The 24,957-nt window shown below is 65.7% G+C and carries 17 protein-coding genes; 8 read left to right on the forward strand and 9 right to left on the reverse strand.

The window, feature by feature from the left end:
- Positions 1 to 8 precede the first annotated feature (8 nt).
- On the reverse strand, positions 9 to 2,312 hold the full coding sequence (locus HNP52_RS18895; protein WP_184169148.1) for an ATP-binding protein: 2,304 nt from the start codon (positions 2,310 to 2,312) through the stop codon (positions 9 to 11).
- Between the two features lie 146 nt (positions 2,313 to 2,458).
- Between HNP52_RS18895 and HNP52_RS18900 the strand changes: the two genes are divergently transcribed.
- The gene (locus HNP52_RS18900; protein ID WP_184169149.1) at positions 2,459 to 3,313 is read left to right on the forward strand and encodes a DUF2306 domain-containing protein; all 855 of its coding nucleotides are present in this window, start codon (positions 2,459 to 2,461) and stop codon (positions 3,311 to 3,313) included.
- On the opposite strand, the gene HNP52_RS18905 is transcribed toward HNP52_RS18900, so the two are convergent.
- Positions 3,310 to 4,689 (reverse strand): Ig-like domain-containing protein, encoded by a 1,380-nt coding sequence (locus HNP52_RS18905; RefSeq protein ID WP_184169328.1) that lies wholly within the window; start codon positions 4,687 to 4,689, stop codon positions 3,310 to 3,312. The two genes, HNP52_RS18900 and HNP52_RS18905, sit on opposite strands and share 4 nt — an antisense overlap.
- Positions 4,690 to 5,019: 330 nt before the next feature.
- On the opposite strand from HNP52_RS18905, the gene HNP52_RS18910 reads away from it, so the two are divergent.
- A complete protein-coding gene (locus tag HNP52_RS18910) occupies positions 5,020 to 5,751 on the forward strand; it encodes a DUF6683 family protein (RefSeq protein ID WP_184169150.1) in 732 nt (243 codons plus the stop codon).
- Positions 5,752 to 5,754: 3 nt separating this feature from the next.
- On the opposite strand, the gene HNP52_RS18915 is transcribed toward HNP52_RS18910, so the two are convergent.
- From HNP52_RS18915 to HNP52_RS18925, 3 genes are all read right to left on the reverse strand, one after another.
- Entirely contained in the window at positions 5,755 to 6,216 is a 462-nt protein-coding gene (locus tag HNP52_RS18915) for a low molecular weight protein-tyrosine-phosphatase (RefSeq protein ID WP_184169151.1), read from the reverse strand.
- 17 nt (positions 6,217 to 6,233) lie between these two features.
- Positions 6,234 to 6,731: a superoxide dismutase family protein gene (locus HNP52_RS18920; RefSeq protein WP_260396214.1), complete on the reverse strand. Its 498-nt coding sequence runs from the start codon at positions 6,729 to 6,731 to the stop codon at positions 6,234 to 6,236.
- Between the two features lie 91 nt (positions 6,732 to 6,822).
- Positions 6,823 to 7,854, reverse strand: coding sequence for a hypothetical protein (locus tag HNP52_RS18925; RefSeq protein ID WP_184169153.1), 1,032 nt, complete (start codon positions 7,852 to 7,854; stop codon positions 6,823 to 6,825).
- A gap of 315 nt (positions 7,855 to 8,169) precedes the next feature.
- Between HNP52_RS18925 and HNP52_RS18930 the strand changes: the two genes are divergently transcribed.
- The 3 genes from HNP52_RS18930 (at position 8,170) to HNP52_RS18940 (ending at position 11,478) form a co-directional block, all read left to right on the forward strand.
- Complete coding sequence (locus tag HNP52_RS18930; protein ID WP_184169154.1) at positions 8,170 to 9,048, forward strand: hypothetical protein; 879 nt, start codon at positions 8,170 to 8,172, stop codon at positions 9,046 to 9,048.
- Between the two features lie 346 nt (positions 9,049 to 9,394).
- Positions 9,395 to 10,450, forward strand: coding sequence for a DUF47 family protein (locus HNP52_RS18935; RefSeq protein WP_311768518.1), 1,056 nt, complete (start codon positions 9,395 to 9,397; stop codon positions 10,448 to 10,450).
- Positions 10,451 to 10,464: 14 nt separating this feature from the next.
- A complete protein-coding gene (locus HNP52_RS18940; protein WP_184169155.1) occupies positions 10,465 to 11,478 on the forward strand; it encodes an inorganic phosphate transporter in 1,014 nt (337 codons plus the stop codon).
- A gap of 173 nt (positions 11,479 to 11,651) precedes the next feature.
- On the opposite strand, the gene HNP52_RS18945 is transcribed toward HNP52_RS18940, so the two are convergent.
- The 3 genes from HNP52_RS18945 to HNP52_RS18955 all read right to left on the reverse strand — a co-directional run bounded on the left by HNP52_RS18945 (position 11,652) and on the right by HNP52_RS18955 (position 14,618).
- Positions 11,652 to 12,572, reverse strand: coding sequence for a hypothetical protein (locus HNP52_RS18945; RefSeq protein WP_184169156.1), 921 nt, complete (start codon positions 12,570 to 12,572; stop codon positions 11,652 to 11,654).
- Positions 12,573 to 12,744: 172 nt separating this feature from the next.
- Positions 12,745 to 14,073: a reverse transcriptase domain-containing protein gene (locus HNP52_RS18950; protein WP_184169157.1), complete on the reverse strand. Its 1,329-nt coding sequence runs from the start codon at positions 14,071 to 14,073 to the stop codon at positions 12,745 to 12,747.
- A complete protein-coding gene (locus HNP52_RS18955) occupies positions 14,070 to 14,618 on the reverse strand; it encodes an SLATT domain-containing protein (RefSeq protein ID WP_260396215.1) in 549 nt (182 codons plus the stop codon). Before HNP52_RS18955 ends, HNP52_RS18950 begins: the two co-directional genes overlap by 4 nt.
- 506 nt (positions 14,619 to 15,124) lie before the next feature.
- On the opposite strand from HNP52_RS18955, the gene acnA reads away from it, so the two are divergent.
- The 3 genes from acnA to HNP52_RS18970 all read left to right on the forward strand — a co-directional run bounded on the left by acnA (position 15,125) and on the right by HNP52_RS18970 (position 21,863).
- The gene (gene acnA / locus HNP52_RS18960; RefSeq protein ID WP_184169159.1) at positions 15,125 to 17,797 is read left to right on the forward strand and encodes an aconitate hydratase AcnA; all 2,673 of its coding nucleotides are present in this window, start codon (positions 15,125 to 15,127) and stop codon (positions 17,795 to 17,797) included.
- A 289-nt stretch (positions 17,798 to 18,086) separates the two neighbouring features.
- Positions 18,087 to 21,110, forward strand: a complete 3,024-nt coding sequence (locus HNP52_RS18965; RefSeq protein WP_184169160.1) for a TonB-dependent siderophore receptor — start codon at positions 18,087 to 18,089, stop codon at positions 21,108 to 21,110.
- Between the two features lie 165 nt (positions 21,111 to 21,275).
- Positions 21,276 to 21,863 carry an outer membrane protein gene (locus HNP52_RS18970; protein ID WP_184169161.1) on the forward strand — a complete coding sequence of 196 codons (588 nt, stop codon included), beginning with the start codon at positions 21,276 to 21,278 and terminating at the stop codon, positions 21,861 to 21,863.
- 58 nt (positions 21,864 to 21,921) lie between these two features.
- Here HNP52_RS18970 and HNP52_RS18975 read toward each other — a convergent pair whose 3' ends face one another.
- Positions 21,922 to 24,909, reverse strand: coding sequence for a TonB-dependent siderophore receptor (locus HNP52_RS18975; protein ID WP_260396216.1), 2,988 nt, complete (start codon positions 24,907 to 24,909; stop codon positions 21,922 to 21,924).
- Positions 24,910 to 24,957 lie beyond the last annotated feature (48 nt).

Below are 24,957 nucleotides of genomic sequence, written 5' to 3' on the forward strand. Positions count from 1 at the left end.
ATAAGGCGCTACCCCCGCTTCCCCTCGATCACCGCGCGCACCTTCCGCGCCAGCTGCTCGCGCGTGTACGGCTTGGACAGCAGCTCCACCCCGGCATCGAGCCTGCCGTCATGGACGATCGCATTCTCGGTGTAGCCCGAGGTGAACAGCACCGCGAGCTCGGGCAGCCGCGCCCGCGCCAGCCGTGCCAGCTCGGGGCTCTTCAGCGCACCGGGCATCACCACGTCGGTGAACAGCAGGTCGATCGCCACCCCGCTCTCGATCACGCTCAGGGCACTTTGCGCGTCGTTGGCGCGCAGCACGGTATAGCCCAGCTCGGTCAGCAGCTCGACCACCGTCGCCTGCACATCGGGATCGTCCTCGGCGACGAGGATCGTCTCGCTGCCGCCGCGCATCGCCACCGTCTCGTGCGAGGCGACCAGCACTTCCTCGCGCTTGCGCACGCGCGGCAGGTACAGCTTCACCGTCGTGCCGTGGCCGACTTCCGAATAGAGCTTCACGTGCCCGCCGGACTGCTTGACGAAGCCATAGACCATCGACAGCCCCAGGCCCGATCCCTGGCCCTCGGGCTTGGTCGAGAAGAACGGCTCGAACACCTGCTCGATCACTTCGGACGGGATGCCGCTGCCGGTGTCGGTCACGGCCAGCATCACATATTGTCCGGGCGGCACATCCTCCAGCTGACGGGTATAGTCGTCGTCGAGCGAGGCATTGGCCGCCTCGATCGTCAGCTTGCCCGTGCCCTGCATCGCGTCGCGCGCATTGATCGCCAGGTTGAGGATCGCATTCTCGAGCTGGGTGGGGTCGGCCTGGCAGTTCCACAGCCCGCCCGAGGTGATGACCTCGATCGCGATCGCCTCGCCCAGCGCGCGGCGGAGCATGTCCTCCATCCCGCCCAGGAACTTGCCCACGTTGAGTACCCGCGGCTCCAGCGGCTGGCGCCGGCCAAAGGCGAGCAGCTGGCTCGCGAGCTTCGATCCGCGCTGCACGCCGGCCAGCGCGTTCGCTACCCGGCGCTCGGCCTTGTCATTGCCCTGCACGTCGCGCGCGAGCAGCTGGAGGTTGCCCGAGATCACCTGGAGCAGGTTGTTGAAGTCGTGCGCGACGCCGCCGGTCAGCTTGCCGATCGTCTCCATCTTCTGCGCCTGCTGGAGCGCCGCGAACACCGCCTCGCGCTCGAGCACCGCCTCCGCGACGCGGATCTCCAGCCCCTCGTTGAGCACGCGCAGCTCTTCCTCGGCCTGGGCGCGGCGATGCAGCTCGCGCTCCACCGCTTCGAACAGCCGGGCATTGTCCATCGCCAGCGCCGCCTGCCCCGCCAGGCTGACCAGGCTCGCCTCGGCCGCCTCGCTGAACCGCCCGGGCTCGGGATGGCCATAGAGCAGCCCGCCGATCACATCGCCCGAGGGCGTGCGCACCGGCACCGCCAGATAGGAGCGCACGGGCAGATGCCCCTCCGGCATGCCGCGGAACGGCGCGTTGTCGCCATAGCGCGGGTCGAGCGTGACGTCGTCCACCCGGATGATCCCCGTGCCGGCAAAGGTCGGCTCGAACAGCCGCGTGATCCGCGGCATCGGGAATTTCTCGAAGGCGGATCGCGGCGCTCCGGCCAGCGCGTAGAGCATGTACGCCTCGGCCTGGTCGTCATCGACATGGTTGTAGAAGAACGCGCCGAACTTCGCCCCGATCAGCGCCACGCCCGCATCCACCGCAGTCTGCGCCACCCGCGCGCTGTCGCGCTCGCCGGTGATCGCCACGCCCGCCTGGTTGACCACCTCGAGCGTCCGCGTCTTCTCCTCCAGCGCCCCGCGCGCCTCGCGTTCGCGCTCCGCCGTCTCATAATGCTCGGTCCGGTCGGCGCTGGTCCCGAAGATGCCGAGCACCGCGCCATCCGCCCCCCGGATCGGCGTCATCGCCAGGTCGACGCGGATATCGACCTTCTCGCCATTGCCGCGCACTGCCTGCACGTGCAGCCCGGGACGAACCACCGCCTCGCCACCCAGCGCCCGCTCGAAATGCTGCCCCACCTTCTCCCAGACCTGCGGCCAGCTCTTGTTGTAGGAGCGCCCGAAGATCCGGGCATTCTCGTCGCGATAGGCCTCGAGGATCCGGTCGTTGTAGAAGAACAGATAGTCCGCGCCCCAGGTGACGAAGGCGCGCTGGGGAGATGCCAGCATCAGGTCGAGCGCGACCTTGAGCTCGCCCGGCCATTCCGCCACCGGCCCGAGCTCGGGCACCGCGAAGTCGGGCGCGCGCAGTCTCTCCCCTGTTTCCCCGCCGTGGCTTGGCCAGGCGGTGTCGGCGTCGGCCATCCATGCTCCCCATGGGCCCCCGCCCTGGGCAGGGTTATACAGGCTTGTTTCCCGGGGAAAAGACAGGCGCGAAATCATCACAAGCGACAGCTGGCGCCCGCGCCGCAATCGCGCTCTACTCCCCGCGCAACAAGCGAGGCCCGGACATGGCGACACTGGCGCAAGGCATATCGACGCAGGATCCGCCGGGCACCGGCACCCAGGCCCTGCGCGGCGCATCGGTCCTGCTTGTCGCGGCAAGCTGGCTGAGCGCAGCCCTGTTCGGCGCCTATATCCTCGCCTTCTACGGCGGCACCCTGGCGGGCGGCGCGCCCGATCGCTGGAACGAGAGCCTGCCCCGGCTGCACGAGGCCGCCACGCCCTTCGCCACGATCGCGATCGGCGCGCATTTCGTCACCGGCGGCATCCTGCTGCTGCTCGGCCCGGTCCAGCTGATCGCCGCGATCCGCGCCCGCATCCCCGCGCTCCACCGCTGGCTCGGCCGGCTCTACGTCACCGCCGCCGCGATCGCCGGGCTGGGCGGGCTCGGCTTCATCCTGGCCAAGGGCACCGTCGGCGGCCCGGCCATGGACATCGGCTTCGGCCTCTACGGCGCGCTGATGGTGCTGTGCGCCGCGCTCGCCTTCACCAACGCCCGCGCCCGCCGCTTCGAGACCCACCGCGCCTGGGCCATCCGCCTGTTCGCGCTGGCGATCGGCTCCTGGCTATACCGGATGGAATATGGCTTCTGGTTCCTGTGCTTCGGCAAGTTCGGCCACACCGCCGATTTCCGCGGCGGCTTCGACATGGTGATGGACTTCGCCTTCTACCTGCCCAACCTCGCCGTCGCCGAAGCCTTCATCCGCGCCCGCCGTGCCGATGCCGCCCCGGCGCTGCGCATCGGCGCCGTCGTCGCGCTGCTGGCGGCCAGCGCCTTCATCCTGCTCGCCACCTGGCAGTTCACCACCAAGATGTGGCTGCCCGGCATGGCGACGGGCCTCGAAGCGTTCGGCGGAGCCTAGAAGGGCCGCATCCGTACATAGGCCCGCCCGGTCGCTGTCGCGCCATTCGGCATCTGCGCGGTATAGCTGAACCAGGTCAGCCCGGTGAAACCGCCCACCCGCGCAATGGTCATGCTGCCGTCCGCATTGACGGTGACGGAGAGCACCGCCGGGTCTTTCGGGGCAACCGCCGTCACCCGGGCGACCGGCTGCCCATCGACGATGTTCATTCCGAGATACCCTTCGGAATCATTGCAGGTCGGAAGCGCCAGATGGCTGTTGCAGCCCGTGAGGACCGCGCGATAGTCCATCGCCGCGATCGGGTTGTTGCTGAGCTCGCGATAGTCCGTCGTCGTGAAGAATGCCGTGCCGACCGGTGCCGGCGCGTCCATGAAGCTGGCGGCCGTGGCCCGGATCGCGGCTTCGTCAGGCACGACCAGCCCCGGAGCCGAGAAGCCCGGCGCCTGGATGTCCGCCAGCACCCCGAACTGGAAGGCGTGCATCCACGCCCGCGCTTCGGCGGGGTTGCCGAGCAAGGCGGGGATCGCCCGGAAATAGGCCGAGATATAATCCGCCATCCGGCCGAGCCGCTCGTCGCTCGAGACCTTATAGGCGCTCTTGCGCAGCGCCGCGAGGATCACCGCCCGGTCGGTAAGCCGCAGCCCGACGCCCTCGCGAACCAGCTCGGCAAGATAGCGCGACGACAGGTCGATGGGCCCCGCGGTATCGGGCCGGTCACCATTGGTCGCCTTGCCCAGGATGCCCATCACGAACAGCTGCAGATTGACCGACGTCATCCGCGCCGCGTCCCGCGCCACCGCGGCATCACTGTTCGCGAGATTCTGCGCCGGGTTGAACGTCAGCGGGTTCATCGTCGCGCGGATCGCGTCGGTCCCGCTGGCGAGCCCGAGCGCGCTGCGGACCGCAGCCTCATTGCCATGCGCGAACACCAGCGCGCTATAGGGCGAGATCACCGTGGCGCCCGCGGGAGCATTCATGATGGTGAGCGGAAGCCCGGTAACGCTGTCGCGGCCCCAGGCCTGCATGGCCATGCTCGCGGTCGCGGGCACCGTTCCGGATGTCCAGCGGGGATCGAGTCCCGAATCCCGGCCGAACTCGCCTCCGGCGGTCGTCGCGGTCGAGGAATCGCCCGCGTCGAACGGATTGCCGCTCCCATTGGTGTCGAAGGTCACGGTCGCGTAAAGCGTGCCGATGCCGACCGCGCTGAACATCGTGGCGGCGGGCGTCGGGGTCGCCGTCGGGCTGGGGGTTGGCGTAGGTGTCGTCGCCGTCGGTGTGCCGACACTGCCGCCGCCCCCGGATCCGCCGCCGCTGCACCCTGCCAGACAAGCAGCCGCCAGCAAGGCGCCCGTACGCAACCCGGTCCCGAAATACATGTGATGTTCCCCCTTGGGCGGAACCGTATCTTGTCCCGGTCGCGCCGATCAAGCGCGATCGTATCCAGGACGGCGCATATCTCCCTCGTTTGTCGAAGAAAACCTGCCTGCCCCTGACCGGGCCGGCGCAACGACCAGAGCCGGCAGCGGCGTCGCCCTTTACCTCCCTCATCCGAGGCAGGTGCCACCCCCAGCGTCGCGGAGGGTATCTGCGCGACAAGCGGCAGAACGTGGCACGCGCCCGCCCAGCCGCACCCTCACGCCCTGTCGCGCGGCTTCCCAATGTCACGGTCGCCCGCCAGACTTGCTGCAAAGACAGGAGCATCCGCAATGCAACAGCGCCTCGCCATTCTCGCTGCCCTGCTTCTCGCTGCTGCGCCGGCGGCAGCGCAGGATTTCCCTGCCATCGGCGGTCAATATATCGACTTCGGCGCGTCCATGGCCTCGGTCGGGCAGATGAATAACGTGCTGGGCGCGACGGTGCGGAGCCGCGGCGGCGAACGCCGCGCTACGGTCAGGCCGCCCGCCCCAAAAGCTGTCTCCGGCACGCGCTACCAGCCGTCCCCCGCGATCTCGGTGCGCGTGCGCGCCCGGTTCGCCGATTTCGTGGCCAGGGCCGATCCGGCCAATGCCGCGCGCCTGCGCCAGGTGATCCAGCGGAACGATCTGCTCGGCCTGTGGGAACGGCATGTCGCGACCGACGGCCTGCGTCGCGGCGACGTCGCCGATGCGATGACTGCCTATTGGGTCCAGAACTGGCAGATAGCCAACAAGGTCCCCTTCACCAGCCGCGCGCAAGTGCAGGCGGTGCGCAGCCAGATCGCCGGCGCACTCGGCACCAGTCCCGGTTTCGCGCGGATGAACGATGCCGCCCGGCAGGAACTGGCCGAGACCTATATGCTCAATTTCATTGCGCAGGGCAGCGCCTTTTCCGACGCGATGGCCCGCAAGGACGCGGCGCACGCCACGCGCCTGTCCGACGCCGCCGCGGCCCGCTTCCAGACGGACGTCAAGCTCGACCTGCGCCGCCTGCGCCTGACGCCGGCGGGCTTCGCGGACTGAAGCCTAGCGCCCGCCCAGCCGCGCCACCAGCACATCCGCCGCGGCGCTGACATCGTCCCAGGTCACGTCGAAATCGCTGTCTTCGCCATAATAGGGATCGGCCACCGAACTGCCCTCGCGGCCCTGCACCAGGTCCATCAGCAATCCCAGCTCGGCGGTCGCATCCGCCGGCAGGATCGCCTGCAGGTCACGCAGGTTCTGCCGGTCGAGCGCGAAGACATGATCGAAGCGGCGGAAATCCTCGGGCCGCACCTGCCGGGCGCGCTGCCCCGAAATGTCGGTGCCGTGCCGCACCGCCGCCGCCTGCGCCCGGGGGTCAGGCCGCTCGCCGGCGTGCCAGCCACCGGTGCCGGCCGAATCGACCGTCAGTTCCAGCCCGGCACGCGCCGCCGCCGCCCGCAACGCGCCTTCGGCGAGCGGCGAGCGACAGATATTGCCCAGGCATACAAACAGAACCGACGTCACTTTGCCCTCTGCACGCGTCACATCGCGTGGAAAACACCGCAGGCGATGCGCCCGCCCGAATTGCCCGACGGATCGCTCTTGTAGTCATCGGCATTGGCATGAACGACCAACGCCGCGCCATCCTGGTCCATCAGCCCTTCATAGGTGCCGCCCGGCAGCACGAAGATCGTGCGGTCGCGGCCATCCTCGCCCACCGAAAGATTCGGCATGTCGCCGGCATGCGGGCCGGCGGGATTGTCCTTGCCGTGCTGGTGCGCGGTCGGGTTCCAATGGCCGCCGGCGCTGGCGAAGTCCGGCCCCTCGCACTTGCCGACGGTGTGGACATGGGTGCCGTGCACGCCCTTGGTCATGCCGTGCACTTCCACCATCACGCGGATCGTGCCGTCCACTTCCTCGGCGATCGCCTTGCCGACATCGGTGCCATCGGCCATCTTCAGGTCGGCCTGGGCGCGGAAATGGCCGGCCATGTAGCGCGCATTCTTCTCGGGCTTTGCGCAACCCGCCACCGCCAACATACTCGCAACAATCAGCAAACCGCGCATTGCCCGCACTCCGGATAAATGTTCCCGTCACGTAATGGCTGTCGGGGCCGGCAGTTCCAAGGGGTCAGCGCAAACATTCTCCGTCCGTCCTGCCGGAGACGCTGCCCACCCCAAGGATGATCTTGGCCCGCCGTTCGAAGGTAAGCGCCTGCCAGCGCCCGGAATTGCCGATCGCGGTGCGGCTGCGCAGGAAGGTCAGGTGCAGCATCTCATATTGCTCAGGGTCGATCCGGCCGGTGTCGAGCATGCACCCCCAGCGATCGAGATTCCATGCCCAGTCGCGCTGCACCCCGTCCTGGTCGATGCTGCGGGCCAGCGCGCCATACCAGGCGAAGATCGCCGCCAGCCGGTCGCGCCGGTCGGCCTCGGGCATCGCCGCCAGCTTGCGCCGCAGCCGGGCCAGGTCCTCGTCGAGCGGGAAGCCGCCCTGCTGCACCTTGGTATCGACGGCCCAGCGCACCTTGCGCAGCGTGATCGTCTGGCCGGGGAAGACGCGCAGCAGGTCCTGCCGCACCGCTTCGAGCAGCACCAGATAGGCGTCGAGCTGCACCTGCAGCATCGCGTCGCTCTCGAACAGCGCGTTGAACTCGCCCCAGATGACGGGGTTGAGCTTCCCGTCGGCGCCGTGCGCCGCCAGGATCTTCTCGCGACACTTGGCCTTTACCGGCACCGCCAGGCAATCGCGCGAGAAGATCGTCTTGCCATAGACCGGCAGCAGCGCCTTGCGCTGGCGGCCGAACCGGCCGTGCTGCCCTTTCTTCCAGCGCTTGAGCAGCGGCTGCAGGCTACCCGTGCCGAAATTCCACTGCGACATGCCGACCGAGACGAGCTGGCTGTCGAAATTGCCCGCCGGCTCGGCCCAGCAGCCGGAGGTCTCGGGGATCGAGGTCTCGTGCATCTGCGCGAAGATCGCCGCCCGATCGAGCCCGATCGCGCCGAGCCGCGCGGTGCTGTCGGGATCGATCACCAGCACGGGCACATCGCCCACCGGCCGGCAGGATGGGCGCGGTGGAGCGGGTTGGGCCGGGGCGGCGGCCGTCGCGGGCGGGGCAGCCTGTTGCTGCGCCGCCACGGGCAAGGCGACCAGCATTGCCATCGCTGTCGCCAGACTCGCCAGAACCCGCATCGCCTTCCCCCTCGCCCGAACCGGCAGTCAGCCTAGCCGATCGCACGGAGCTGTCCGCTTCGGATAGCTTCCAGGCCTATGCCGCCATCCTAAGGGGTGCGGGAGCAAACATGGTTACCCGTTCCGGCGTTTGAAGACGAATTCCCTAACGGAAACCGACATTTCCTTCTACTCAAAATGGCGAAATAGGGAATCCCCGGGGTAGCTGTTCGCGTCGCGAGCGGCGAAGGTCGCGCGCAGAGCATGTCGATCCGCCTGCCTCATGATCCCCCGCCGATCCGGCTCATGACTCGCTTGCTTGCCGAGCTGCAGACGACAGTGCTGGCCCGGGCGATCCGGCTGTTCGACGGCGATCTCGATCGCGTGACGATCTTCTCGGTCATCACCCGCGACACCTATTCCTTCGATGCCGGAGAGGGGCTGGCGCAGAGCGTCTCGGCCCATTCGCTCGCCATGTCGCTGTCGCGGCCGTACGAGACGGTGCGTCGCCACGTCCACGCGCTGGTCGATGCCGGCTGGTGCGAGCGCGGCCCCGATGGCGTGCGCGCCAGCCATGCCGAGCTCCGCTCGCCCGAGATCGCGGCGCTGCTCGTCCTGATCCACGATGCCGCCGTGCGCTTCGTCGCCGACATGGCGCGGGCCGGGGTGCAGATGCCCGCGGTCGGCATGGCCCGGTCCTATCATCATGCCGCCGGGGTCCAGGCGGCGATCGACCTGATGCTCGCGGTGGTCGATACCAACCGGCGCACCCATGCCGACTGGCTCGAGCTGGTGCTGTTCTCGACGATCTATGCCGCCAATTCGCGGCTGCTCAACGCCGATCGCGAGCTGGCCTGGCATTATGCCGATGGCCGCAAGGAGCCGCCTTTGTCGCTGCGCGTGCCGGTGCGGACCAGCGCCGTCGCCCGCGCGCTCGGCCTGCCCGAGGCGACGGTGCGCCGCCGCCTCGCCCGCCTGCTCGCCGATGGCCGGGTCGAGCGGCACGGCAAGAAGCTGCTCGTCTCCGAGGCCTGGCTCAATCGTCCCGAGTCGGTGGCGACCAGCATCCAGAGCTTCTCCACCGTCCGGCTTCTGCTTGCCCGCCTGGGTGTAAACGGTTTCCCGCTGGAGGATCCGGCGCGGGCCTATATCGCCGGCCGGCCGGCACCCGTCGCATTCGACTAGACTTCCGCCAAAATGGGCAACGTCCCGCTTGAGGACGGTGTCCCGCACGCCAATAGCGCCCCGAAATCAACGGACTCGGGCGACTCACCCTCGCCCCATGTCGCATGGCCCTCGTCCCAATGCGGGGGTCAGGCAGGTCCGCCGGCTCCCTCCGGCGGTACCCATCGGTGGGCGCGGGCTCTCCCGCCCGCGCCCTAATGGCCCAGCCCCCACCGATGTTTACTTGCGCGTACCAGTCATGAACTTGTAACGCGCTCGCCAGCCTTTTCCCGGAGCCGACGCCATTCGCCAGATTGCCGCCCTGCCCTATCGCACCGAGGGGACCGCGATCGACGCACCCGTGCGGGTGATGCTGGTGACCTCGCGCGAGACCGGCCGCTGGGTGATTCCCAAGGGCAACCCGCCCGCCGGCATCGCCCTCCACAGCGCCGCCGCGCTCGAGGCGAAGGAGGAGGCCGGCGTGCTCGGCCTCGTCTGCCCGACCACGCTCGGCACCTATCGCTACCGCAAGAAGCGCCCCAACGGCGCCTCGCTGATGTTCGACGTCGAGGTCTTCCCCCTCGCCGTCACCGCCGAACTCTCGTCCTGGAAGGAGCAGTCGCAGCGCGAGCGCCGCTGGTTCAGCCTCGCCGAAGCCGCCGAGGCGGTCGACGAGGAGGATCTGCGCGACCTCATCCGCTCCTTCGGCCCCTCCGAGTTCAAGGCAGCCACCCAGCGCATCGGCATCCTCGCCGCTGTCGCCGAAAAATCGAAAGTGAAGTCCATGTTCGCCTGGTTCCAGCGCCTGCTCCCCAAGACGGGCAATTTCTTCGAGCTCTTCGAAGCGCATGCCGTCACCGTCGCGGCCGGCGCCGAGGCGCTCGCCCGGCTGGTCCAGGACGGCAATCGCGACCATGTCCGCGAAGTCATCGAGCGCGAGCATGACGCCGACGAGATCATCCGCGAGATGCTGCGCACCGTCCGCGAGACCTTCCTCACGCCGTTCGACCGCGGCGCGATCACCTCGCTGATCGGCTCGATGGACGACGCGATCGACGAGATGCAGGCCGCCGTCCAGGCGATCGACCTCTACGAAGTGAGCAAGTTCGAGCGCGAGATGCAGGACATGGTCGCGATCATCGTCGATGCCTCGCGCCTCGTCGTCGAGGCGATGCCGCTGCTCCGCGACGTCGGCCGCAACGGCGCGCGCCTGCACGAGCTCACCGAGCGCCTGGTCCGCATGGAGAGCCATGCCGACGAGATCCACCGCGACGGCCTCAAGCGCGCGTTCAAGGAGCTCGGCCCGATCGACGCGCTCAACTTCTCGGTCCAGCGCGAAGTCTACAAGCATCTCGAGCGCATCGTCGACGCGTTCGAGGATGTCGCGAACGAGATCGACGGCATCGTCATCGACCACGCCTGATAGAGCCCAGAGCGATGCACGAACTCGCCCTACCGCTGCTCATCGGCCTGATAATCGTCGCGCTCGCGTTCGATTTCCTCAACGGCCTGCATGACGCCGCCAACTCGATCGCCACCGTCGTGGCGACGCGCCTCCTCAAGCCGGTCCACGCCGTCGCCTTCGCCGCGGTGTTCAACTTCGCGGCCTATTTCCTGACCATCGCCTTCCCCGCGCTCCACAAGGTCGCGGACACGATCGGCCAGGGCCTGATCGACAAGAACTTCATCACCCCCGCGGTCGTCTTCGGCGCGCTGGTCGGCGCGATGTTCTGGAACGTCGTCACCTGGCTCAAGGGCATCCCGTCCTCCTCCTCCCACGCCCTCGTCGGCGGGATGATCGGCTCGGGCGTCGCCCATGCCGGCCTCACCGGCGTCAAGTGGACCGGCCTCAACAAGACCCTCATCGCCATCGTCCTCTCGCCGACGATCGGCATGATCCTGGCGATGCTGGTGATGCTCATCACCTCCTGGCTGTTCATGCGCGCCACCTCGCGCACCGCCGAGCGCAGCTTCCGCATGCTGCACCTCGTCTCCTCGGGCGCCTATTCGCTGAGCCACGGCCTCAACGACGCGCAGAAGACGATGGGCATCATCACCGTGCTGCTCTACTCGACCGGCTATCTCCACGGCGAGTTCCACGTGCCGCACTGGGTGGCGATCTCCTGCTACATCGCGATCGCGCTCGGCACGCTGAGCGGCGGCTGGAAGATCATCGAGACGATGGGCAGCCGCATCACCAAGCTCTCCCAGCACCAGGGCTTCAGCGCCTCGCTGGCCGGCTCGATCGTGCTGTTCGGCGCCTCGGTGCTCGGCATCCCGGTGTCGACCACCCACACGATCACCGGCGCGGTGATCGGCGCCGGCACCGCAAGGCGAGCCTCGGCGGTCCGCTGGGGCGTGGCCGGCAACGTCATCACCGCCTGGATCATCACCATCCCCGCCTCGGCGGCGGTCGGCGCCCTGTTCTACGCGCTGACCCTGCTGTTCTAAGCCAAAGCAATTCCCCTCCCTGCAAGGGAGGGGCCAGGGGTGGGTTAGAAAGAGCCGGGCTCGATGCCCGGCTTTTTCTTTATTTACCGACCGACTGGCTGAGCTCCCCCGGCCTTCGCCGGGGTCGCAACCCACCCCCAACCCCTCCCTTGCAGGGAGGGGAGCAAGCCGAACTACATCCCCGTAATCCGCGGCTGCCCGAACGTCTTCGGCACCCACTCCGCCCGCGTATCCTCCCCGCCATCCTCGCCGACGTCGTCCGCGTCCCAATCCTCGTCGTCGTCCTCCCCGAACCCATCCCCCCGCGCCGCGGCCTCGGCCGCAGCCTTCTCGGCCGCATCCGCCGCCTCGCGCGCCCGTGCCCGGTCGATCGCGTCGAGCTTGCGCATGATCGCGGCGTCGGTTTCCTCGGAGGTCGCGCGCAGCTCGAAATAGCCGCCCGCGGCATAGGCCGCCGCCCGCGCCTGCGCGATCAGCTCCTTCTCGCTGAGCTTGCGGTGCGGCTGGCCGGCGCCGGCATGGTTGATCAGGAAGCGGAGCAGCGCATCGGAGAAGCGCCGCTTGCGCGACACTTCCACCCCGTCCTTCCACACCACTTCGTCCCAGCCCATCACCGCGCGTTCCCAGGCCGCCTGTTCCAGCGTCGGCAGCGCCCGGTCGAGCGCCCTGGCCCAGGCCTCGGCGAACTTCGCGTCGCGCTGGCGCATCCGATAGGCCGAATTGCTGGAGATCCGCGCCCGCGCACAGGCATCGCGCACGCAGCCGGTCTCGGAGAGTGCGCGCAGGAAGATGCGTACCCGCACCTCGGTCCAGCCGTCGCGCCGCTTGCGATAATTGCCGAACATGCCGTCGCGCCGCTCGGCCTTCCTGCCGGCATCGGCCAGCCGCGCCGCCCGCGCCTCCCCGGACCGCGCCACCGCACGGGCCCAGAGCCGGGCAAAATCAGGATCGCGCTTGCGCACCCCATAGGCGCCGGCAACGCTCATCCCCGTCTCGCGGCACGCCCGCCGCACCGAACCATGCGCCGCCAGCCCGCGCAGGAAAGCCTCCCGCACCGCCCCCGACCAACGCTGCCGCCCAAACTCGCCCGCCATGCGACTCGCTCCTCTTCCCAGGAGCCGACTCAGTTATGGGGGATTTTCCTACATTGGAAGAACAAATATGGAACAAACACCACAAGACGCGTTAGTCACCCGCATTGAGACCCATTTCTCGCCGCCGATAAGAAAATTTCCGGTCACCGAGACCTGACACTCGCTCAGCGCTTTAAGAGAAGGCATCAATTAGATCCTTCTCAAGCTCGGAAACCTCTCGACCGATCAGGCGGTCGAATTCGCGCTCGACCAGGACCACATCCATGGCGTCGACCTCCTCCCTGCGCTTCCTCGAGAGAATAGCAACGACCTCCTTCTTCTGATCAAGATCGTATTTGTCGAAATTCGGTATGTAGATACTTTCCTGAAGATTGAACCGAATTTCATAATAAGATCTCTTAAATGTCTTCACGGAACCTTTCTTTATAGAAAGACGTTTCATTTCCAAATTCAGCCACGAATCCAAATACGCCAACTGAGATATATTATCGGTTTGACTGAAAAACATCAGCCAGCCCCTACGGGAATTATTAATGATACACCCAGAAATCTTCAGGTTTAACCTGAATAGATCTCTTTCGTGATCACGCTTATATCTGAAGCTGGTAAGGACCTTCGCCAAGTTTGAAAACATCTTAGCCAGCGAGGACTGCCGCACAGAAATCTGATCCGGGGTGATTTCATAGCCCAGATACTGCACCCCGTCGCCAAGGACGCTCGCCTCGGTCTTGCCTGGCGTTCCCATCGGATGACTCGCCAAGCCGATGCTTTCCAGCCCCGCCCAAAGAGACCTGTAGACCGAGTTGATCTTCTCTGATTCCGCTATAACCAAAATGTCGTCAACGTATCGCCGATAGAACACACCGTCGTCCGCAATCTTGTCGAACTCGACCATGTATATTGAAGCGAGCGCGTTCGATATGCTCAGCCCCTGTGGAACGCCAGCCGTCGGCGCAGGCTGGTCCGCCGTGCCGGTCCTGGTGGCAACGGCCCTGATGATGAGACCGATGATCGAGTCTGGCAGGTCGGATTTCTTCAGAGCCTCCTGGAGAAGGTCGTGGCGTAGCGAAGGGTAGAAATCCTTGATGTCCATCCGCAGAAATGAAGAGTGCACGCGCGCCACCTTGAGGTGGGTCTTGATATCCTTGATGAAAACATGCGGCGGTCGCGGCTGTGCGATCGGAAAGTGACTCTTCAGAAACTCAAGCGCGCCTCTTAGCGCAAGACGGTCACGAATGGTCGGCACGGAGATTTGGCGCGGCGGCCGCTTCGATCCACGCGCAATAAGTTTCTCCCTGTAATTAGTCGGGCGATATGTCCCCTCGTTTACCTTCGCAGCGATGAGTTCGCATTCCGCGTCCAGCATCTTCTCGAAAGCATGATGCCGAATCCCGTCCTTACCCACCGCGCGAGATCTCGCGACATGGGACTGGTAGACGGCCTTGAGCCAAGCCGCATTGAAGCCGTCTAGCGGGATGAAGTCGAAGTTTGGCAGCGTCATAGGATGAAATAAAGAAGGCCGGGGGCTAGATACCCTCCGCCTGCCACCGCAACCCCGCGAACCTGCCTGAACCAATATCCAATATGCATCGGGATCGTGGGCAGAATGAGCTTACCAGCGCTCGTTAGACTCTGGTTCGCCAAATGAGATGCCAACACAAAATCGGTGTAGTCTCTCGGGGGGTGATTTGGGTAGGCTTCAAGCACATCGTGATACGCGGTCGTCAACATATCGTCATCCGCGATGGTATCGAGAAGACGCTGGAGCTTCAGATAGCATTCTCTGAATCGATCAGCCTGTTGGTCGAGATTGAGAGAAGGAACGAAGATCGACAGCGCCAGCACAGCGATCGCAAGCACCGCAGAAGCAACATCCCGGAACACCTGCTTTTCAGCCACGAGCTGATAGACGGACAGGCATGTCAGAATGGTCGAATACCATACGGTAATGTAATTAAGCGTTCTGCTAGTGGATCTTAGCCGACGCTCCGTTTTCATGCGGATATGGGCCGTGAGCCAAACCCGATCGCGCAACCCCTGAGACATCAACCACTACACCCCCGATTTTGTGGGCCGGGCGTAGTAATTCGAAGGCAACTAATCCCTCGATGAAGGATGCAGATGCGAGACAACTCGGTTTGTAACGACGACCCAAGAAAGAATCTTGAGCCAGCCACCATGGTGGCTCCGCCCGGCCCAGCAATCTCATACGAAGCTAGTTGAACCTAGGCAATACTTACAACATGCTATCCGTATGATAGCTTATCGTATCTCACACGCCAAATATTCTAAGATTGAAGGGTATGTGGCCAGAGAAGGGCAGCTATGGGCCCTGGGGCAGCGGGAACCTATTATTCCGCAAATGGCTCAAACCGCGCTGTTCAATACCATCGCCACCTCCGCGCACCCCTCCCCTTCCCCCCGCCCCCCGCCCGTGCTAGCGGCACCCGCGAATCTTCGCATTCGCAGCACTCCGGTGCGCCCGCGCGGCTCTATAAAGGTGCCACGTCCCCCGAGCGCCCGGCCGGACAAATGAAAGGACCTCGCGCCCAATGACCGCGATCGGCAACGATACCCTCGGCACCCGCGACACGCTCACTGTCGGCACCGCCAGCTACGACTTCTTCTCGCTGCCCAAGGCCGCGAAGAAGCTTGGCGACATCAGCCGCCTGCCCTTCTCGATGAAGGTGCTGCTCGAGAACATGCTGCGCTTCGAGGACGGCGTCACCGTCACCAAGGACGACGCCCAGGCGATCGTCGACTGGCAGAAGGACGCGCGTTCGAACCGCGAGATCCAGTATCGCCCGGCCCGCGTGCTGATGCAGGACTTCACCGGCGTTCCCTGCGTGGTCGATCTCGCCGCGATGCGCGATGCGATCACCAAGCTCGGCGGCGACGCGCAGAAGATCAATCCGCAGGTCCCCGTCCACCTCGTCATCGATCACTCGGTGATGGTCGACGAGTTCGGCACGCCCAAGGCGTTCGAGGACAATGTCGCGCTCGAGTACGAGCGCAATGCGGAGCGCTATGAGTTCCTCAAGTGGGGCTCGAAGGCGCTCGACAATTTCTCGGTGGTTCCGCCGGGCACCGGCATCTGCCACCAGGTGAACCTCGAATATATCTCGCAGTCGATCTGGTCGTCCAAGACCGCCGACGGCGCGACGATCGCCTATCCGGACACGCTGGTCGGCACCGACAGCCACACGACGATGGTCAACGGCCTGGGCGTGCTCGGCTGGGGCGTGGGCGGCATCGAGGCCGAGGCCGCGATGCTCGGCCAGCCGGTGTCGATGCTCATCCCCGAAGTCGTCGGCTTCAAGCTGACCGGCAAGCTCGGTGAGGGCATCACCGCGACCGACCTGGTGCTGACCGTCACCCAGATGCTGCGCGCCAAGGGCGTGGTCGGCCGCTTCGTCGAATTCTACGGCCCGGGCCTGCACGCGATGACGCTGGCGGACCGCGCGACGATCGCCAACATGGCGCCCGAGTACGGCGCGACCTGCGGCTTCTTCCCGATCGACGACAAGACGCTCGATTACATGCGCCTCACCGGCCGTCCGGACGAGACCGTCGCGCTGGTCGAGGCCTATGCCAAGGCGCAGGGCTTCTGGCACTCGGTCGATGGCCCGGAGCCGATCTTCACCGACACGCTCGAGCTCGACATGTCGACGGTGCGTCCGTCGCTCGCCGGCCCGAAGCGCCCGCAGGACCGCGTCAGCCTCGACAGCGTCGACGAAGTGTTCAACGGCGACCTGACCAAGGTCTACAAGAAGGACCATGCCGTGCGCGTGCCCGTCGAGGGCAAGGACCACGACATCGGTGACGGCGACGTGGTGATCGCGGCGATCACCTCGTGCACCAACACCTCGAACCCCTCGGTGCTGATCGCGGCCGGCCTTGTCGCCCGCAAGGCACGCGAGAAGGGCCTGACCCGCAAGCCGTGGGTGAAGACCTCGCTGGCGCCGGGCTCGCAGGTGGTGACCGACTATCTCAACAAGACGGGTCTGTCCGCGGATCTGGACGCGATCGGGTTCAACCTGGTCGGCTATGGCTGCACGACCTGCATCGGTAACTCGGGTCCGCTCGCCGAGCCGATCTCGGCGGCGATCAACGGCAACGACATCGTCGCTGCCTCGGTGCTGTCGGGCAACCGCAACTTCGAGGGCCGCGTCTCGCCGGACGTGCGCGCGAACTTCCTGGCCTCGCCGCCGCTGGTGGTCGCCTATGCGCTCAAGGGCACGGTGACCGAGGACATGTACGAGACGCCGATCGGCCAGGGTTCGGACGGCGCGGACGTGTTCCTCAAGGACATCTGGCCGACCAACGAGGAAGTCGCCGGGCTGATCACTGCCAACATCGACGACCAGATGTTCCGCTCGCGCTACGCGAACGTGTACGCCGGCGATGCGCACTGGCAGAAGATCGACGTGACGGGCTCGGACACCTATTCGTGGCCGACCAGCTCGACCTACATCCACAACCCGCCCTATTTCGAGGGCATGTCGATGACCCCGGCTCCGGTCACCGACATCATCGAAGCCAAGCCCCTCGCCATCCTCGGCGACTCGATCACCACCGACCACATCTCGCCGGCCGGTTCGATCAAGGCCGACAGCCCCGCAGGCACGTTCCTGCAGGAGCATCAGGTGGCGAAGAAGGACTTCAACAGCTACGGCGCGCGCCGCGGCAACGATGAAGTCATGGTCCGCGGCACTTTCGCGAATATCCGCATCAAGAATGAGATGGTGCCGGGCATCGAGGGCGGCATGACCCGCTATGGTGGTCAGGTAATGCCGATTTACGACGCCGCAATGCGTCACAAGGCCGACGGCACTTCGCTCGTGATCGTCGCGGGCAAGGAATATGGCACCGGCTCGTCGCGTGACTGGGCGGCCAAGGGCACCAACCTGCTCGGCGTCCGCGCCGTCATCACCGAGAGCTTCGAGCGCATCCACCGCTCGAACCTGGTCGGCATGGGCATCCTGCCGCTGCAGTTCGCCGAGGGCGTGACCCGCGAGACGCTGAAGCTCAAGGGCAGCGACACCTTCACGATCAAGAACGTGGCCGGCCTCCGCCCGCGCCAGGACGTGGAAGTCGAGCTCACCCGCGAGGACGGCACCAAGGAAACCTTCCTCACCCGTTGCCGGATCGATACCGTCAACGAGCTGGAATATTTCCTCAACGGCGGCATCCTGCACTACGTGCTGCGCAAGCTCGCCGCCTGATAGCCAAGGCCGAGAAAATCGAGGGAGGGCGGCAACGCCCTCCCTTTTTTTGTGCCCACACCCCGCCGGCAGACGGGCACCTCTCCACGCCGCACAGGTGTGGCATTTCGGAAACACGCGCTCGGAAACGGTCCGGCAACAATCCTTTCCGGCGCGGGGATGCTTTACACGAGTAAAACACTCTCTCATCCTCTCCTCCGCTTCGCCGTTGCTGCAGGGACGCCGGCGAGGAAGTGCGGGGGGTCTCCGGTCTGCCGAGGGCAGAGCCGGGGAGATTGAGGAAAAATACATGAAGACGACCATCGCACGGCTGCGCGCAAGCGCGGCCTTGTCCGCCGTTGCGCTGGCGGGCTCGCTCCTTGCTGCGCCCGCCTTCGCCCAGGAAGCTCCCGCCAGCACCGAAGCCACAACCGCTACGTCGCCACAGGATAGCCCGTCCAATGACGGCGCCATCGTGGTCACCGGCTCGATCTTCCGCCAGTCGGATACCCACACCGCGTCGCCGGTGACGGTCATCACCGCGGAGAATCTCGAGCGCGCCGGCATCACCAACGTGACGGACGCCATCCGCTCGGCCTCCGCCGACGGCGCCGGCTCGATCGGCAACGGCTTCACCAGCGGCTTCTCGGCCGGCGGTGCCGCCGTTTCGCTTCGCAACCTTGGCGTGTCGTCCACGCTGATCCTGGTCGATGGCCTTCGCTCGACCAACTTCCCGCTCAGCGACGACGGCCATAACTCCTATGTCGACCTCAACAGCATCCCGCTGGTGAATGTCCAGCAGGTGCAGGTTCTCAAGGACGGCGCTTCGTCGCTGTACGGCGCGGACGCGATCGGCGGCGTGGTCAACATCATCACCCGCAAGCAGATGACCGGCCTCGAGGCGACCGTCGAAGGGGGCGCGACCGAGCAGGGCGACGGCGCAAAGTACCGCGCGAAGCTCCTCTTCGGGTTCGGCGACTATGACACCCAGGGCTTCAACGTCTATGTCGGCGGCGACTATGAATATGGCGGCCGCATTTCGGCCGACTCGCGCGGCTTCCCCTTCAACACGCTCGATCTTCGCAGCATCGGGGGCAACGACAACAACCGCGCCGACGACACGCTCGGCACGCCGACGACGGATGCCGTCGTCACCCGCACGACCCAGAGCGATCTGAACAATCCGCTGGCCGGTTCAGTGACGAACGCCACGTCGCCGGCGCTCTACACCTCGCTCACCCCGCTCGCGAACTGCGCCTATGGCACCTATTCGGAAAACGGGACGCGTGTCGGCACCGCCTGCAGGCACGACCTCACCCGGGAATATGGCCAGATCACGCCCAAGCAGCAGCGCTACGACGCCGTCGCGCGGGTGAGCTACCGCATCGGTGACAATATCGAGGGCTATGCTGCGGCCAGCTACGCAAACAGCCGCGTCGATATCATCAACGCCCCGCGCTCGGTCCGCCAGACCCAGGCATTCGGCGGCTCGCCGGCGACTTCGACCACCAATCCGGGCATCGTGCTGCCGGTCTATATCTGCGCGTCGGGCGTCAACTGCGCGACCGCGGCGGATCGCCGGCTGAACCCGAACAATCCCTATGCGGCGGCCTATGCTGCCAACCCGAGCCAGGGGGCCGCGCGCCTCTACTATCTGTTCGGCGACATCCCCGCGGGCAGCAAGCGCACCAACGAAGTGTTCCGCTTCACCGGCGGCCTGCGCGGCACCCTCGGCGACAGCTGGGACTGGAATGTCGAGGCTGGCTATTCGCACGCCAGGCTGGATTTCACCCAATATGGCTGGGCCAATCTCAACGGCCTGGTCAGGGCGATCAACACCGGCGCCTATAACTTCGTCAACCCGAGCCTGAATTCCCAGGCGGTCCGCGACATGGTGGCCCCGGCAATCACCGCGATCTCCTATTCGAGCGAGCTGACGGTGGACGCATCGCTCAGCCGCAGCCTCTTCACCCTCCCGGGAGGCGACCTGAAGTTCGCCGTCGGCGGCCAGTATCGCAAGGAGAAGCTGACCAACAACAGCCTGAACCCCAACCTCGACGTACCCGGCCTCACGACCGCGCAGGCCTATGGCGACCGCTCGGTCTGGGCGGGCTTCTTCGAAATCGACGCACCGGTGTTCGACATCCTCGATATCAACCTGTCCGGCCGCTACGATCATTATTCGACCGGCATCGGCCGCTTCTCGCCCAAGGCGGGTGTGAAGTTCCAGCCGATCAAGCAGATCGCGCTTCGCGGCACCTATTCGGAAGGCTTCCGCGCGCCGACCTTCGCGGAATCGGATGCGCGCAGCTCCTATTCCGGCTTTGTCGGCTATTCCCCGGTCGGTGACTTCCTTACCGCGCATGCAGCCAATCCGAGCTACACCGCAACCTACAGCCTGGGTCGCGGCTATGTCGGGAACCCTGCGATCAAGCCGGAAACGTCGCGGAGCCTCACGCTCGGCGCGATCTTCGAGCCGACTTCGTGGCTGAGCTTCACGGCCGACTATTTCAATGTGAAGAAGTCGAACCTGATCGTCACCGGCCCGCAAACCTCGGACGCGATCAATGCGTATTACTCGGTCGCGGGCCAGACCTTCGCCAGCGCGGCGGCCGCCTCGGCCGCGGGCTGCGCCAGGGTCGCGGCAATCGGCACCGGCTATTCGTGCAACGTGATCGACGGCGCCGATCCCTTCGCACCCAACGCGCTGCCGCGGCTGCTCGTGCTCAATGCGCCTTATGTGAACACTGCTTACTCGGTCATTGCCGGCCTCGAATTCACCGCTGACGCGCGCATCAAGTTCAGCGAGGACTTCCGCTGGGAAAGCCGGCTCGATGTGCAGGAGACCCTGAAGTACGATCTCCATCCGAGGACCGGTGCCGTGCAGCGTTATGCAGGCACGGTGGGTCCGGAAGATCTGTCGTCGGGCGGCGGCACGCCGCGCTGGCGCGGCAACTGGCAGAACACCTTCACCTATAACCAGGTCTCGCTCAGCACGACGACCTATCTGGTCGGCTCGATCAAGGCAGTGGCCGCCGATCAGGCCACTTCGGTCAATGGCGACACTTCCTGCAGCAATTCCGCCATCTACCGGCCGACCTCCGGCACGGCCGACTTCTGCCATATCGGCAAGTTCATTTACACGGATGTGAACCTGACGGTGAAGGTCAACGACCAGTTCAGCTTCTTCGGCCTGGTCGGCAACGTCACGAATGCGCGCGCGCCGCTGTTCGCGAATACCGCCTATCCGAGCCAGGTGAACACGCTGACCTCGTGGCATGCTCCGGGCCTGATCGGCCGGACGTTCCGGGCAGGTGCGAACTTCAAGTTCTAACTGCCGGCATCGGCGATTTCTGGGGCGGTACCTTCTGGTATCGCCCCCTTTTATTGCCTCGTCGCAACGCAATCCGATCGAGCTGCAATCGCCCGAAACCCGGGCGCGATTCCGTGCCTCCAGTACCGCCTCCGCGCCCTGTGGCGCCAGTACATGGAGTAGACAATGAACAAGCTGCATATCGCCCTTATCGCCGCCGCCTCGGGCGCGGCCACGCCCGCGCTGGCGCAGGATGCGGACCAGTTCACCGGAGCCCGGGCCGAAGCGACGATCGGCTTCGACCAGATCCGCTTCGACCTCGCCACCGCCAGCGATGGTCGCGAGAAGCAGGGTGATCTCGGCTATGGGGTAGCGATCGGCTATGACGTCGCGGTCGCACCCAAGCTGATCGCGGGCATCGATGTCGGCCTCAACCTTGCCGACACCGGCTACAGCTATGGCGACGCCACCGATGGCGGCGAGTTGCGCAAGCGCCGCGAGATCACCCTCGCCGGCCGCATCGGCACGCCGATCACGCCCAATACGCTGCTTTACGGCAAGCTCGGCTACGCCAATCTCCAGCTTCGCCAGGACGAGACGGTCGCGGGTGTCACCAGCAGCGCACGCAACAATCTCGATGGCGTGCTGCTCGGCGCCGGCGTCGAGGTGAAGCTGCTCCCCAACGCCTATTGGAAAAGCGAGTATCGCTACACCGACTATGCCCGCGGCGTGGTGAGCAACAACGTCACTACTGGCGTCGGCATCCGCTTCTGAACGAAAAAGGGCGGCCTCCCGAAGGAGGCCGCCCCATTTCACGAACTTCAAGCCGCTGTCAGAACTTGAAGGTCGCGCCTGCCCGGAACTGGCGGCCGATCAGGCCGGCATAGTGCCAGGTGGTAAGGAAGTTCGGCGCGCTCGCATAGGCCGCCGGAGCGATCGGTGCGCGGGCATCGAGCAGGTTCTTCACGTTCACGAAGAAGGTGAAGTCGTCGTTGACGCGGAAGGTCTGGTTCAGGTCAATGTTGATGAAGCTGTTGACGTAGCAGAACTTCTCATAACCCGGCGCCGACGCCGGCACCTTGTACAGGTTCGCGGAGCACGACGTGGACAGGTTGCCCTGGTCGGTCGAGACTTCCTTGATCCGGCCAACATAATAGGCCGTCGCGCTGATCGTGTAGTTGCCGAAGTCGAGCGTGTTCTGCCAGTTGCCGCGGATGCGCGGCGTACCGTTACCCGACGACAGGTCGTAGGGGCCGAAGCTGCCGGCAAAGCGCTGAATGCCCGCCGCCGTGTCGCGGTCGTAACGCAGCACATAGGTCGCCTCGACGCGGCTGGTGAACTTCACCCCACCGCCGAACGGAGCCGAGAAGGTCGCCGAGAAGTCGAGACCCTCAGTCGTGTCCGAGTTCACGTTCACGAACGGCGCGTTGACGATCAGCACGCGCGGCAGTGCATTCGGGAACAGCGGATCGACGCCGTCGATCAGGTTGCACGAATAACCTGCCCCGACCGCGGCCACTGCGGCACAGCCCGCCGCCGACGCCGCGGCTGCCGACGCATAGCTGTTGCCGGCAACCGAGTAATAGGCGTTGATCGCGGCCCCGGCGAGCGGACCATTCGCCACGAGGTTGGTCTTCTTCACATTGTAATAGTCGACCGTGGCGCTGAACCACTTCGCCGGCTGGAAGATCGCGCCGGCGGTGAAGCTGCGCGACTTTTCAGGCTCGAGGTTCGGATTGCCGGCGAAACCGCGGCCCACCGAATATTGGAAGTTGTACGGGTTGCCGCCGTTGACGCACGAGCCGGAATTATTGCTGCCGCCATGCTGCGCGCAGAACGCGCCCGGCGGTGTGATCGTCACGAAGCCGGCATATTGGCTGCGGGGACCGGCCTCGGCGAAGGTCGGGGCGCGGAAGCCCTGCGAGTAGGTCCCGCGCACCGCGAACTCGCGGATCGGCGTGAACTTGATACCCACCTTCGGCGAGAAGCGGCCATAGCCTTCCGAATAATGGTCATAGCGGCCGGACAGGTTGATATCGAGCGAGTCCAGGATCGGCGCATCGAGCTCGGCGAAGGCGGCGTACACGGTATGCGAGCCGAAAGCCGAGGAAGTCGTCAGACCATAGGTATCGAGCGCGGCGTTCTGGTTGTTGTTCTCCAACGTCTCATGCCGCACCTGGCCACCCACGGCGAGCTGCAACGGTCCGCCCGGCAACTGCGCCAGCTCGCCGGTCAGCGAGACGTCGGCCGAGTACATTTCCGAATAGGACGGCGTGGTCTTGTCCGGTGCCAGGAAGCTACGAACGGCCTGGGTATTCTGGCTCGGATTGACGAAGTTGTAGGAGCCCGTGTTGATCACCTGGCGCAGCGCGGCGATGTTGATCAGGCCGTGCTGGGTGATCTCCAGATTGTCACGAGCATAGACGCCCTCGATCCGCCAACGCCAGCTGTCGTTGGCGAGGCTGCCATTGAGGCCCGCGCTGAAGCGGTACACATCGTTGGTGCGCTCGCTGCCGCCCGGGATGTCGCCGAACAGATAATAGATGCGGGCGGCGTTGGCGGCCGCGATCGCAGGCGTTGCAGCCGCGTTGGTGGCATAGGGGTTGTTCGGATTCAGGCGCCGATCCGCGGCCGTGGCGCAGTTCGTTCCCGCCGAGCAGACGAAATACGGGAGGACGACGCCCGGATTGCTCGTCGCGACGAGCGGGCTGCCGCCGAACGGCTGGGTCTGACGGATCGCCGACGGGAAGGCGCTGGTGATCGAGACGTAGCTGCGGCTGAAGCTACCGGTGACATAGCCTTCGATGTTGTCGCTGAGGCGGACGCTCAGGCGACCATTGACCGAGTAGCGCTCCTGCAGCGGCTGGATCTGCCGATACAGGTCGGTCAGGTCATACGGGCAGCCGACGCCGCGGGCGGCGCCGGTGGTGACCGTGTAGGTCGGCCGCGCGCAGTTGGCGATGCCCAGCGCGGTGTACGTCGCATAGGTCTGGCCGGGATCGTTGGTCACGGCGGTGCCGCCGCTCAGCGGGTTGTTGAGATCGCTCTGCGTCGTGCGCACGACGTAAGCAGTGGGCGTGTTGACAGTGAGGCCGCTGTCGGCGGTGTTGTTGTCATTGCCGCCGATCGCAGTCAGATCCTGCGTGTTGTACGGGAAGCCACGGTCATGATTGCTGACGCGATCGTCACGCTGATATTCGCCGTTGAGGTAGAAGTTGAAGCCCGACTTCTCATAGTCGCCGAAGCCCACCGTGAGATCGGCGCGAAGATGGCCCGCGTCTCCGCGCTCGGCCACGCCGCCTTCGACGGTGCCCGCGACGCCGTTGAACTGCTTCTTCAGGATGATGTTGACCACGCCGCCGATCGCGTCCGCGCCATAGGTCGAGGACGCGCCATCCTTCAGCACTTCGACGCGGTCCACCAGGCTGAACGGTAGCGAGTTCAGGTCGACATAGGCGTTGTGACCGTCATCGTTGATCGGGAAGTTGGTCGAGCGCAGGCCGTCGACAAGAACGAGCGTCGAAGAGACGCCAAGGCCACGCAGCGACACGGCCGAGCCGCCCGCCGAGAAGCCGGTCTGGAAGCCGGTGCCGATCGAACCGGCGCTGTCAGCCGAGATCGAGCGGATGGCGTCGCTCATCGTGGTGATGCCCGCCTTGGCCAGCGAGTCCGAGGTCAGCACGGTAACCGGCGACGGCGTCTCGGTGTCGGTACGGCGCAGCAGCGAGCCGGTGACGACGATCGAATCGCCCTCATCGGCTGCGGCAGGCTTGTCCTGCGGCGTCGTGCTCGTCTGCGCATAGGCAGGCGTCGCGATCATGCCGAGCGCAAGCGCCAGAGGCGCTGCGCTGCGGGCAAGACGGTGCAA

This window comes from Sphingomonas kyeonggiensis (genome assembly GCF_014204495.1).
In the GTDB taxonomy this organism is placed as follows: Bacteria; Pseudomonadota; Alphaproteobacteria; order Sphingomonadales; family Sphingomonadaceae; genus Sphingomonas; species Sphingomonas kyeonggiensis_A.

Bases quoted from the DNA above. Each gene is read 5' to 3' on its own strand.
- HNP52_RS18970 (WP_184169161.1), top strand. From the start codon at position 21,276: ATGAACAAGCTGCATATCGCCCTTATCGCCGCCGCCTCGGGCGCGGCC.
- HNP52_RS18910 (WP_184169150.1), top strand. From the start codon at position 5,020: ATGCAACAGCGCCTCGCCATTCTCGCTGCCCTGCTTCTCGCTGCTGCG.
- HNP52_RS18920 (WP_260396214.1), bottom strand. From the start codon at position 6,731: ATGTTGGCGGTGGCGGGTTGCGCAAAGCCCGAGAAGAATGCGCGCTAC.
- acnA (WP_184169159.1), top strand. From the start codon at position 15,125: ATGACCGCGATCGGCAACGATACCCTCGGCACCCGCGACACGCTCACT.
- HNP52_RS18930 (WP_184169154.1), top strand. From the start codon at position 8,170: ATGACTCGCTTGCTTGCCGAGCTGCAGACGACAGTGCTGGCCCGGGCG.
- HNP52_RS18925 (WP_184169153.1), bottom strand. From the start codon at position 7,854: ATGGCAATGCTGGTCGCCTTGCCCGTGGCGGCGCAGCAACAGGCTGCC.
- HNP52_RS18905 (WP_184169328.1), bottom strand. From the start codon at position 4,689: ATGTATTTCGGGACCGGGTTGCGTACGGGCGCCTTGCTGGCGGCTGCT.
- HNP52_RS18965 (WP_184169160.1), top strand. From the start codon at position 18,087: ATGAAGACGACCATCGCACGGCTGCGCGCAAGCGCGGCCTTGTCCGCC.
- HNP52_RS18895 (WP_184169148.1), bottom strand. From the start codon at position 2,312: ATGGCCGACGCCGACACCGCCTGGCCAAGCCACGGCGGGGAAACAGGG.
- HNP52_RS18940 (WP_184169155.1), top strand. From the start codon at position 10,465: ATGCACGAACTCGCCCTACCGCTGCTCATCGGCCTGATAATCGTCGCG.
- HNP52_RS18955 (WP_260396215.1), bottom strand. From the start codon at position 14,618: ATGTCTCAGGGGTTGCGCGATCGGGTTTGGCTCACGGCCCATATCCGC.
- HNP52_RS18900 (WP_184169149.1), top strand. From the start codon at position 2,459: ATGGCGACACTGGCGCAAGGCATATCGACGCAGGATCCGCCGGGCACC.
- HNP52_RS18975 (WP_260396216.1), bottom strand. From the start codon at position 24,909: ATGATCGCGACGCCTGCCTATGCGCAGACGAGCACGACGCCGCAGGAC.
- HNP52_RS18950 (WP_184169157.1), bottom strand. From the start codon at position 14,073: ATGACGCTGCCAAACTTCGACTTCATCCCGCTAGACGGCTTCAATGCG.
- HNP52_RS18945 (WP_184169156.1), bottom strand. From the start codon at position 12,572: ATGGCGGGCGAGTTTGGGCGGCAGCGTTGGTCGGGGGCGGTGCGGGAG.